Here is a 12068-nt window from a genome sequence, read left to right on the forward strand (position 1 = left end):
CTACGCTCGATCCCGTGGACCTCAGCGCCGACCTGGACTTCGCCCGTTCCCTCGCCGACACCGCCGACGCGATCAGCCTCGAGCGGTTCCGAGCGGCCGATCTCCACGTGTCGAAGAAGGCCGACAGCACGCACGTCACCGATGCCGACCAGGCCGTCGAGCGGGCCCTGCGGGAGCGGATCGCGGCCGAACGACCGGACGACTCGTTCCTCGGCGAGGAGACGACAGCGGACTCCGGCGCCGAGGCAATGAGCGAAGGACACCGTCAGTGGGTGGTCGACCCGATCGACGGCACCGCGAACTACCTCCGCGGCGTCCCGGTCTGGGCGACGCTCATCTCGCTCGCGGTGGACGGCCGCCCGGTCCTCGGCGTGGTCAGCGCCCCGGCGCTCGGCAAGCGGTGGTGGGCCGCGCAGGGGCTCGGTGCGCACTCGCTGGAGGGCGAGCTGCACGTGTCAGGAGTCACCGAACTCGGCGATGCGAGCCTCAGCTACAACAGCATCCAGCAGTGGGACGACGACGACCGTCTGCAGGCGCTGATCGACCTGTCGCGCAAGGTCTGGCGCACCCGTGCGTACGGGGACATGTGGTCGTACATGATGGTGGCCGAGGGCGTCCTCGACGTCGCCGGCGAGCCGGACCTCAGGCCGTGGGACATCGCCGCGCTGGTCCCCATCGTCGAAGAGGCCGGCGGCCGCATCACCTCGCTCGACGGCGATCCGGGCCCCTGGCACGGCAGCGCCCTCGCGACGAACGGCCTGGTCCACGACGCCGTCGTCGAGGTCATCCGCCGGTAAGCGATCCGATCACCCCCGTTCGAGTGTCGTCCTGACACGTGACGGGCACCCGTACCCCGGACGACGAGCTCGGTGACGAGCCAGTCCCGGAACTCCACGACGCACCGGGCGGAACCGATGCAAGCCGTACCCCGATCGCATACCACAGGGTACGGAGCACGACCCCCGGAGTCGGGGCAGGACCCCCCATTTTGGGGTGACCATGATTCACATTTCGTTGCGCTGACCGGACTACGGCCGTGACCGCTGGGTTATCTTTGCCGAAGACGACAGGTCAGGTGGCGTCTCGGGATCCCTAGTCCCGAAGCAGATCCGGACCGGTCGTGTTCGTCGAAGACCCTAACCCGAGGGGTGATACAGACGATGACATCATCGTTCCCGAGCAGGATCGAGTGCACCCTCACTCGACCGCATTCCAACCACGATCAGTCCGGCGCGCATCTGATTGCCGCCTCGCGTCCGAGCACCCGTGCGGTCACCCGCCGCACCACCGCCCGGATCTCCGCAGTGACCCTGGGCGCAGCACGCCCGGGCGCACTCCGTCCCGTCTCCACGCTCGCTTCCGGACCCGGAGGCCGGTGAGTCCCCATGGAACTCACCGGTCGACGTTCTGAGGTCGACCGGATCGCGGCCCTCGCTGTACTCCCTCGGGAGTCCGCGATGGTCGTGGTCGGCGACCCTGGCTCTGGACGCACCAGCGTCCTCGACGCGGTCTCGAACCGCGTCTCCATCCCCGTCGTCCGGCTCGGCGTCAACGGCTCTGAAGCCCGTTGGCCCATGTCCGGAGTGACATCCCTCTTCACCGCACTCGACGACCCGAGGGCCTCGGCGCACATCGCGCGGCTGGTCCGCAACGTCGACGAGGGCCTCGCCGCGGCGCACGACTTCCTCGACGCCGTGCACGCGCTGACGCTCCCGCCGACGCTCGTGCTCATCGACGACCTCGACCGGATGGACGCCGAGAGCCAGGAGCTCATCGCGTTCCTGGCCGGGCGACTCGCCGGCACCGCCATGCGCCTCGTGGCGACGGTCCGTCGTGTGCCGTCGAACGGTCCGCTCGCGGCCCTCCCGATGCTCCGGCTCCAGCCGCTGCAGCCGGACGAGGCGCTCGTGCTCGCCCGTGACATGGCGCCGGAGGAGGCGAACGACGGTGTCCTCGCCGTCCTCGCCGACGAAACAGGCGGCAACCCTGGCGCGCTCCGCGAGCAGATCGGTGCGCTCCGACGTGAACAACTCGTCGGCACCGAACCGCTCGTGCTGCCGCTGCGGCCGACCCCGACGACCTCCGCTGCGGCGGCGCTCGTCCTCGAAGCCGCTGCGGGACGCGATCTGGACGTCCTCGCACGACTGGCCCTCGTCCCGACGGCGCGCGTCGCCGCCTGGGACCGGGACGCGATCGACGACCTCGTGGGCGCCGGTCTCGCCACCGTCCGCGGGCCGTCGATCGCCGTCCGTGACCCGCTCGTGCGCTCCGCGCTGTACTGGAGCATGCCCGCACGGGACCGCCGCGAGGCGCACACCGCACTGGCGACGAGCGCAGCGGCGCACGACGACCGTTCGGCCGCCTGGCACGCGAGCTTCGTCGACGACGTCCCGGACGCCATCGCACTGCTCGCCGCCGCACGGTCGTACGCGGTGGACGGCGACGCCCACGCGGCGGTCGCCCTCACCGAGCGCGCCCTGCACATCGGCACCGCGTCCGAGACCGAACACGGCGCACTGCTGGGCGTTGCCGAAGCGCTGCTCGCGCACCGGCTCCTCGGCTTCGCGGCACGGTACCTGGCGGCGATCCGGCCGTTCCAGGAACTCCGCGACGAGGTCAGGCGTCTCCGTCTGCAGTACTCGGTGCAGTACCTCAGCGGTGACGCCGTGCACGCCGACGAGCTCTCGGTGCCCGTCGACACGGCCGACGACAGCGACGCGGACGCGCTCTCCGGGCTGCTCGCCATGGTCGCCTGCTTCCGCGCCGAGGCGTGGGAGATCGACCAGGCGCGCGATCTCCTGCACCGAGCCGAGCCCTTCGAGGACCGTGCCTCCGCGCACACCGCGGAGATCCTCGGCACAGCGCGCGAGCTCGTGGCGGCGGTCGACGGCACGCTGCCGCCGGACGCCGAACTGCACGACGGACTGGCCGCGCAGCGGCTGCTCGTCATGTCCGACCCGGCGTTGCTCCTCCTCGCACACGCCCTGAGCCTCGCCGAGCGCTACCGCAGCGCCCGGCGGGTGTTCGCCCTGGTGCTCGCCAGGACGACCGCCACCGCACCGGTGTGGCTCGAGGCGGCGCGGTACCTGTCCGCCGAGAACGAGGTGCGCTCCGGCAACTTCCGGCAGGCGCTCCGCGCGATCGACGTGTGGGAAGCCGGCTCGGCCGTCATCGAGCGCCTCCGCGAACCGTCCAGGGCGATCGCCGTCGCCTGGCGGCACTTCGCGGAGGGCCGCTCCGCCGACGCGCTCGACGTCGTCGACCACTGCCTGCGGCAGCGCTCCACCAACCGGCTCTGGGGGGCGACGGCGAAGCTGTACGCGCTCCGCGGCCGCGTGCTGCTCCTCGACGGGCGACTCGAGGAGGCCGCGTCCTCCCTCGAGGCGGCCGACGCGATCGGTCGCAGCCTCAGGAACCCCGCGGTGCTCCGGCACCTGGGCGACCTGGTCGAGGTGTACGTGCGGCTCGGACGAACCGACGACGCGCGCACCATCACGGCGCGTCTCGCCGCCGACCACCACGCCCGACCGTCGAGGTGGGGTGCGCTGGTCCTCGCGAGGAGCCTCGCGCTCATCGCGGACGACACCACCCGGGACACCTCGCGGCGTCGGGCGCTGGAGATCTTCCAGCCGGCCGACTCGCAGTTCGAGCGGGCCAGGACGTTGGCGGCGCTCGCCGCGATCGGCGCACCTGGTGACCGCGCACGACTCGGTGCGGCAGCCGCCGCAGCGTACGAAGCGGCGGGACTCCGCCGACCGCTCGCGACGCCGGCGTCGACGGTCGCCATGCCGTCGCTCGGCGGCAACGCGATCGGATCAGGTCCGTTCTCCGGCGGGGTGCGTTCCGGCGCCCTCCTCTCCGCGTCGACGCCGGTGACACCCGGCACGCCGCGGAGCGCCCCGGACGCCGCAGCGGTGCTCACGTCGCTGACGGCCGAGGAGCGTGCCGTGGTGCAGAAGGTGACGGAGGGGTACCGCAACCGCGAGATCGCCTCGTCGCTGTACATGTCGCAGCGGACGGTGGAGCTGCGGCTGACGCAGATCTACCGGAAGGTCGGGGCGCGGTCCCGGTCCCACCTGGTCGCGCTGCTCACGTGATCTGAACCACCGCATCCACACACTGGAGGCCCGGTGCCAGCTGGCACCGGGCCTCCAGTCCGTCTGCGGGTTGCGTGACACCGCACGCGACCGCGCGGATTCGCACGGTCCGCGCGAAGAACCGCAACAAGCGTCGCGGAGCGTTGTCCACCGGCCCCGCCGCCGGTGATGCTGTCCATGCACCGACCGCCGCGCCTCCCCCGGGAGGCCAGCCCACGGTACCCCGATCGGTACCCGAACCGTCGGCCCCGGTACGCCGTCGTCCGTCCTCGCCTGATCCGAGGACGGGCGGCGGTCCGGGCCGACGGCCCCGATCGCGTGGCAGACCCGAACGCGGCGGTCGGTGCCGCCCCGCTCCTGCACCGCTCCCCCACCGTCCTCCCACCCGAAGGGACATCCGATGTGCGGCATCATCGCGGCCCGCGTCACCGACGACGCGACCCCCTACCTCCTCGACGGCCTGGAACGGCTCGAGTACCGCGGGTACGACTCCGCGGGCATCGCCGTCCGCACGGCCACCGGTGGTACCGAGACCATCCGGTCGGTGTCCCGGGTGGGCGACCTCCGAACGCTCGTCGCTGCCCGATCGGGTGATGCCCTCACCGGCACCGGCATCGGGCACACCCGCTGGGCGACGCACGGTGGCGTCTCCGAACGGAACGCCCACCCGCACACGGACTGCTCCGGCCGGATCAGCGTCGTGCACAACGGCATCGTCGAGAACGCCGAGCGCCTCCGCGCGATGCTCGAGGCGCAGGGACACGTCTTCGCGTCGGACGTCGACTCCGAGGTCATCACGCACCTCGTCGAGCGTGCGCTCGCCGTGGACGCCGACCTGATGCTCGCCGTCCAGATCGCGACGGCACAGCTCGAGGGCTCGTGGGCGATCGTCGTGCTCGACTCCCGCACGAACCGCATGGTCGTCGCGGCGGAACGCTCCCCGCTCGTGGTGGCCCGAGCGTCCCGTGGCGACTTCGTCGCGAGCGACATCGGTGCGATCGCCGAGTGGTGCGAGACCTTCGTGGCGCTCCGCGACGGCGACGTCGTCGAGCTCGGGGAGTCCTGGAACTGGTCCTCCGCCGGGATCTCGGTGCCGGTGCCGTTCCCGACGCCGTCGCCGTTCGCAGCCGCGGCGCTCGACCTCGGCGACCACCCGGACCACATGGCGAAGGAGATCGAGGAGCAGCCGGCGGTCGTGGCCTCGATCGTCGACCGCATCGCCGGACGTGCGGCCGACGGGAGCATGTGGGTCGGCCTCGGGCTCCCCGGGTTCCACCGCCTCGCGATCGTCGCCTGCGGCACCTCCCTGAACGCCGGACAGGTCATCGCGACCGCGCTCCGCGGCATCGGCGGGGTGCCCACCGACATCGTCGTCGCGAGCGAGGCGGACCAGGCGGTCCTCGGACCGGGGACGCTCGTCGTCGCCATCAGCCAGTCCGGCGAGACCGCCGACGTCCTCCGCGCGCTCGACCGCTTCGATGACCGGTACCCGGTCCTCGCCCTGACCAACAACGTCCACTCGTCCCTGGCGCGCCGGGCCGACGCGGTGCTCGACTGCCACGCCGGCCCCGAGATCGGCGTCGCGGCGACGAAGACGTTCACCGCCCAGGTGGTGGTCGGGGTCGCGGCGATGATCTCCGCGCTGGTCGCGTCCGGGCGCATCGACCCGACACAGGCGACAGCCCAGGTCGCGGGTCTCCGCGAGCTCCCGGCACGCATCGAGCGAGCCGGACGGGTCGCCGCCGACCGGATCCCGCTGCTGGTCTCGAGCGTGAAGGGCGCCACCGGGTTCCTGTTCCTCGGCCGCGGCGTCGGCCTGCCCTACGCGGCGGAGGGCGCCCTGAAGCTCAAGGAGCTCAGCTACCGGTGGGCGGAGGCATACCCGGCCGGTGAGCTGAAGCACGGGCCGCTCGCCCTCGTCGACGACGGCACACCCGTCGTCGTCATCGACCACGGGGAGCACCGGCTGCAGGCCGCGATCGCCGAAGTCCGCGCGCGTGGCGGCTTCGTCATCACGATCGGCGGCCCGGGATCGGACATCCCCGCGCTCGGCCCGACCGGACCGTGGGGCCCCCTGGAGGCCGTCGTGCCGCTCCAGATGCTCGCCCGCGAACTCGCGCTGCGGCTCGGCTGCGACGTCGACAAGCCGCGGAACCTCGCGAAGTCGGTGACGGTCGAGTAGGCGTGCCGAAGCCCATGAACCGCCTCACGGTGTTCCTCCTCGTCCTCACCGCGATCGCCGTGCTCGCCACGGTCGTCGTGATCGTGCTGCTGCCCTCGGTGCCCTCCTAGGCTGCTCTGCCACAGTGGCGGCTGATGTCCACCGCTTCCTCCGCGTCCCTCGTCTTCGTCGCGATCCTCGTCGGCGCCGTGCTCCCGTTCGTCCCCGTGGTCGGACGGGTCGCGCGGATCGCCGCGACGATCGCCCACGAGGTCGGGCACTGCATCGTGGTCGTCCCGTTCGGCGGCCGGATCCGCCGGATCGACCTCCGCCCGGACGGGTCGGGTGAGGCCTGGGTCCAGCTCGGCGGTGTCCCCGGCGCGGTGCGCTGGCTGGTGCGGATCCTCAACCTCTACGCCGGGTACAGCGCGCCGCTCTGGGCCGGTGCGCTGTTGCTGACCGGGGTGCTGCACGGGTCGCGGTGGCTCCCGGTCGTCGTGCTCGGGGTGATCGGGCTCGTCGCGCTCGTGTTCGTCCGGAACTGGTTCGGGCTGCTCGTGGTGATCGGCTTCGACGTCCTGGCGCTGTGGGTCGCCCTCCGCCCGTCCGAGCTCACCGTGCTGGTCGTCGCGGCCGTCGGTGCACTGTTCGTGGTCGACGGCCTGCGCTCGGTCGTGCAGGTCGCCCGCTGGCTCCTCACCGGCGCCCGTGTCCAGACCGACTTCCACATCGCGGCGGCCGAGATGCGCCTGCCGGCCGGAGTGTGGTTCGTGCTGTTCGTGTTCGTCAACGGCGCGGCGGTGTGGCTTGCGCGGGGCCCCTTGCTCGAGGTCTGGGACACGATCGTCACCGGCGTCCGCGCGCTCGTCTAGCGCTGGCCCGCGCCGCGCTGCCCTGCGCGGCCCCGCCCCGCCCGCCCCGCGCTGCCGACTCGGAACGACACGCTCGCTGTCGTACGACATCGACTCTGTCGCTCGCACGCGGCTGCAACCGTTGCGCGCGCGGGGCGACGACGGAACCGCTGTCGTACGACAACGGCGTTGTCGTCCGTTGCGAGCGCAACCACCCGCGCACGCCTGCCACGATGGACACCATGTACGCAGCCGACGTCGCCCGCGCCCTCGCCGAGGCGCCCGCGAGCACCCTCCGCGACCGGTACCTCGCGTTCGTCAGGGAGCACGGGGACGCAGCGCTGTGGCGCGCGGGAGGCCCCGAGCACCTCACGGCGTCCTGCTTCGTGTTCTCGCCCGACCTGACGCACGTGCTGCTCTGCCTCCACCGCAAGGGTGCCTTCTGGGTGCAGTTCGGCGGGCACCTCGAACCGGGCGACACATCGCTCGCCGACGCCGCCCGCCGCGAAGCCCGAGAGGAGTCCGGCATCGCCGCGCTCGATCTCGACGCCACGCGCATCATCGACCTCGACCGGCACGACCTGCACGGCGGGTTCTCGTGCGCCGCGCACTGGGACGTCGGCTTCGTTGCGACCGTCCCCCGCGACACCGACACGACGGTCAGCGACGAGAGCGACGACGTCCGATGGTTCCCGGTCGACGACCTTCCCGAATCACTCCCCGACGGCTTCGCCCGCCGCCTCGACGCCGTCCTCACGACCACCCGGCGCGACCACGTCTGACGCCGAGCGGGATCCCGTTCGCACGTTTGACGGATCCGGTTCCCGATCACCGGGGATCGGGAACCGGATTCGTCACCGCGCAGAACGAACCTGCCCTGACTCCCACGGGTGCCGGGCAAGATCCGTCGGGTCGAACACCGCACCGCCGGCGACGACGAGCGACCGCGGCACCCGACGGACGAGCGCGTCCATCGGGTTCTCCGCGTCGACGAGCACGACGTCCGCGCGGGCACCCGCCACCAGGTCGTGCTCCTCGTCGGTGACGAACCGGGCGCCGTCCCGCGTGGCGAGCTCCACCACCCGCGTGATGTCCTCGTCGCGCGAGTACCCGCCGCTGCGGGCGTACTGCCAGGCGATGCCGAGCAGGTCGCCGTCGCCGTAGGGGCTCCAGAGGTCGCGGATGCCGTCCGTGCCGAGCCCGAACCGCACCCCGGCGTCGTCGAACTCGTGCAGGGGCAGCTGCCGCATCCGAACGGGCGCGACGGTCGTCATCGTCACCCCGAGCCCTGCCATCCGAGCGAGCAGGTCGCGCCGCCGGACCGGCTCGAGGTCCACGATCGCGAAGCCGTGCGCGATGTTGACCTTCCCCGGGGCGATGCCGAACCGCTCCACCCGGTCGAGCACCAGGTCGAACGAGAACGCACCGAGGTCCGCCGGCTCGTGCAGGTGGATGTCGATCCCGCACCCGTGCTCGGCGGCGATGTCGAACAGTCCGTCGAGCTGCCCGACCGGGTCGCGGTCGATGAGGGACGGATCGAGTCCCCCGATGTGCTCCACGCCGTCCGCCGCAGCCTGGCGCAGCAGGTCGAGCACGCCGGGTCGACGCAACACGCCGTCCTGCGGGAACGCGACGATCGACAGTTCGATCGCCCCGTCGAGTTCGGCCGCTGCCTCCCGCACGGCGTCGATGCCGCGCAGGCCCAGGCCGAGGTCGACGTCCACGTGCGTCCGGACCCGCGTCGTCCCGGTGCGGAGGTACTCCTGCAGCACCCGTTTCGCGATGCCGACGCTCGGGATACCGAGGTCGTCACGGCGTGCGCGCTCGTGCGCGATCCGCCCCTCGGTCGTCGGCTCCCCGCCGAACGACTCCCACGGGTGGCCCCACCAGCTCTTGTCCGCGTGCGCGTGGCTGTTCACCAGGCCGGGCAGCGCGAGCACGCCACGCCCTTCGACGATCCGCGTACCGTCCGCCGACGCCGTGCCGCTCGGGACCACCGAGTCGATGCGCGACCCCCTGACCACGATGTCCGAGGACGCACCTCCCCACGGCCGCACGTCTCGGATGACCAGGTCCACGTCGTCGTTCGCCACGCCCTCATGCTGCCACAGCGGATGTAACGGAGCGCCGCAATGGAGTATCCGCGAAGCGAAGCCTGCGAGAGTACGTGACAACCCACACGGAGGTGCCACATGTCGAACGACGACCACGGATTCGCGACCGAGCAAGTGCACGGCGGGTTCGTCCCCGACGCCGCACACGGTGCGAGGGTTCCCGCGATCCACATGTCGTCCGGCTTCCTCTTCGACGACTTCGAGCAGGCCCGCGAGCGCTTCGCCGGCACCGACGACGGGTACACGTACACCCGACTCGGCAACCCGACGAACGCCGACGTCGAGCGGCGGATCGCCCTGCTCGAACGCGGCGCGGAGTCGATCCTGGTGTCGAGCGGCCAGGCGGCAGCGACGGTGGCGTTCCTCGGACTCCTGCAGGCCGGCGACCACGTCGTCAGCGCCCGGAGCATCTACGAGGGGACGCGCGGCCTGCTGCTGCAGAACCTCGGCCGGCTCGGCATCGAGGTCGACTTCGTCGCCGATGCACGCGACCTGGACGCGTGGGCGGCGGCGGTCCGCCCGAACACCAAGGCGTTCTTCGCGGAGACGATCCCCAACCCGAAGAACGACGTCCTCGACATCACGGGCGTCGCGGACACCGCGCACCGGGCGGGCGTCCCGCTCATCGTCGACAACACCCTCGCGACGCCGTACCTGGTCCGACCGATCGACTTCGGTGCCGACATCGTCATCCACTCGGCGTCGAAGTTCCTCAGCGGCCACGGCTCCGGCCTCGGCGGCGTGGTCGTCGACGGTGGCACGTTCGACTGGTCCGCCTCGCCGGAACGCTGGACGCACCTGACGACCCCCGAGCGCGCGCTCGGTGGCCAGAGCTACGTGGAGAAGTACGGCAACCGCGCGTACGTCGTCTTCGCACGCGACGTGATCAGCTCCCGCATCGGCCCGACGCCGTCGCCGTTCAACGCGTTCCTGCTCCGCCAGGGCATCGAGACCCTGAGCCTGCGGGTGGAGCGGCACAGCGCGAACGCGCTGGCCGTCGCGGAATGGCTGGACCAGCAGGCGGAGGTGACGAGCGTCGACCACGCGGGCCTTGCCTCCAGTCCGTTCCATGACCTGGCGGAGCGGTACCTGCCCCGAGGAGCCGGGTCGGTGTTCGCGTTCACGCTCGCCGGCGGCGAGCCGGCCGCGCGCACCTTCATCGACGCGGTGCAGCTGTTCAGCCGGATGACCCACCTGGGCGACGTCCGCTCGCTCGTCCTGCACCCGGCCACGACGACGCACGCCGGGCGGACACCGGAGGAACGTGCGGAGCAGGGCATCGACGACGGACTGATCCGGCTGTCGATCGGCATCGAGGACGTCGCGGACCTGATCCGCGACCTGGAGCGCGGCTTCGCCGCCCTGCGGGGCGGTTCGGCGCGATCTGCTCAGAGGCGGCGCGCCAGCGACGCGCGGATCGCGCCGGACGAGCCTGCGAGTCCGGGGCGCGGCTCCGACACGGAGCTCGCCTCCCTGGAACACTCGGTCCCAGGGCGGCACGTGATCGCCGAGGAGCTCTAGATGGCGGACCTGCAACACTTCGGGTACTTCTTCTCGCGCGGGTTCGGCCCGCAGGCATGGGGCCGGTCCGACTGGGACTGGGGCCACGACTGGACGAAGCCCGACCTGTACCAGCAGTCCGTCCGGGCCCTCGAGCAGGCGGGGATGGACCTGGTGATCGCGGAGGACGCGATCTCGCTCGGGAACCCGTCGACGCTCGACCTCCGCATCCGCCAGGCCTACGGCGGCCCGAAGCACGACCCGCTGCTGCTCGCGCCGTACCTCTTCGCCGCGACCACGCACATCGGCATCGCACCGACGGTGAACGCCGGGATCACCCCGCCGTACCTCGCCGCTCGGCAGTTCGCCACGCTCGCACACCTGTCGTCCGAGCGCCTCGGGATCAACGTCGTCACGGACGTCGGCAGCGCCCGGCACGCGGGACTCCCACCGCTCCCCCACGACCAGGCGTACGACCGGGCCGAGGAGTGGATCACCCTGCTCCGCCGGTTCTGGCGCTCGTGGGGGTCGGACGGGTATGTCGGATCGCGCCCGGACTGGCACTTCGCCGACGGGGCCGAACTCGACGCGTTCCACCACGAGGGCGCGTACTTCACCGCCGACGGCCCACTCAACGCGTTGCCGCTCGACTCCGACCCGATCGTGGTCTCCCCCGGTGGCTCCGGTCGCGGCCTCGGGTTCGCCGGGACGCACTCCGACGTGCAGCTCGCGCTCGCGCCGTTGTCCGCATCGGCCGTCTCGGACTACCGCGCCCGGGTGATCGCCGCCGCGCTCGAGGCCGGCCGCACCGCCGCCGACCTGCGCATCCTGTTCGTCCTCAAGCCCGAGATCACGGTCTCGGCAGCAGAGGCCGACCGGATCGTCGACGCGTCGCGGCACCCCTCGGACGACGACCTCCGAACGGCGGCGATCGCGTGGTCGAGCGACTCCGAGACGGACCTGCTCGCGCTCGACCTCGACGCGCCGATCCCGGACGGCACCTTCGGGGACCACGTCTCCGCGGGGACGATCCGCGGCCTGGTCGGTGACACCCCGGACGCACCGCTCCGCGAACTCCTGACCAGGAAGGCCAGGAAGGGTCGGGTCTCGGAGCGCGCCGGCTTCGTCGGCACCGCTGACGAGTTCGCGGACTTCATCGAGGAGCTCGGGTCCGACGCGGACAACGACGGCATCATCTTCTCCGGCGACCTGCACCCGGCGCAGGTGTACCGGATGTTCGGTGACCTCGTCCCGGTGCTGCGGCAGCGCGGGCTGCTCCGGCGTGAGTACGGAGCCGGCGGGATCCGCGCGAACCTGTTCGACTTCTAGTCGCGTCATGCAACGG

Annotated in this window: 8 protein-coding genes; 7 read left to right on the forward strand and 1 reads right to left on the reverse strand. The window is 72.0% G+C overall.

Annotated elements, in window-relative coordinates; all coding sequences use genetic code 11:
- Positions 1–14: 14 nt before the first annotated feature.
- The 5 genes from QK288_RS13575 (at position 15) to QK288_RS13595 (ending at position 7891) form a co-directional block, all read left to right on the forward strand.
- Complete coding sequence (locus QK288_RS13575; protein WP_281264825.1) at positions 15–797, forward strand: inositol monophosphatase family protein; 783 nt, start codon at positions 15–17, stop codon at positions 795–797.
- 588 nt (positions 798–1385) lie between these two features.
- Positions 1386–4097, forward strand: a complete 2712-nt coding sequence (locus QK288_RS13580; protein ID WP_281264826.1) for an AAA family ATPase — start codon at positions 1386–1388, stop codon at positions 4095–4097.
- Between the two features lie 400 nt (positions 4098–4497).
- Entirely contained in the window at positions 4498–6279 is a 1782-nt protein-coding gene (gene glmS, locus QK288_RS13585; RefSeq protein ID WP_281264827.1) for a glutamine--fructose-6-phosphate transaminase (isomerizing), read from the forward strand.
- A gap of 134 nt (positions 6280–6413) precedes the next feature.
- Positions 6414–7130 carry a M50 family metallopeptidase gene (locus QK288_RS13590; protein WP_281264828.1) on the forward strand — a complete coding sequence of 239 codons (717 nt, stop codon included), beginning with the start codon at positions 6414–6416 and terminating at the stop codon, positions 7128–7130.
- A 221-nt stretch (positions 7131–7351) separates the two neighbouring features.
- Entirely contained in the window at positions 7352–7891 is a 540-nt protein-coding gene (locus QK288_RS13595) for an NUDIX domain-containing protein (protein ID WP_281264829.1), read from the forward strand.
- Positions 7892–7963: 72 nt separating this feature from the next.
- Here QK288_RS13595 and QK288_RS13600 read toward each other — a convergent pair whose 3' ends face one another.
- Positions 7964–9202, reverse strand: a complete 1239-nt coding sequence (locus QK288_RS13600; protein WP_281264830.1) for an amidohydrolase family protein — start codon at positions 9200–9202, stop codon at positions 7964–7966.
- Positions 9203–9301: 99 nt separating this feature from the next.
- Between QK288_RS13600 and QK288_RS13605 the strand changes: the two genes are divergently transcribed.
- Both QK288_RS13605 and QK288_RS13610 read left to right on the forward strand, forming a co-directional pair.
- A complete protein-coding gene (locus QK288_RS13605) occupies positions 9302–10744 on the forward strand; it encodes a PLP-dependent transferase (protein WP_281264831.1) in 1443 nt (480 codons plus the stop codon).
- A complete protein-coding gene (locus QK288_RS13610; protein ID WP_281264832.1) occupies positions 10745–12052 on the forward strand; it encodes an LLM class flavin-dependent oxidoreductase in 1308 nt (435 codons plus the stop codon).
- Positions 12053–12068 lie beyond the last annotated feature (16 nt).

It is taken from the genome of Curtobacterium sp. 9128, from assembly GCF_900086645.1.
Classification (GTDB): domain Bacteria; phylum Actinomycetota; class Actinomycetes; order Actinomycetales; family Microbacteriaceae; genus Curtobacterium.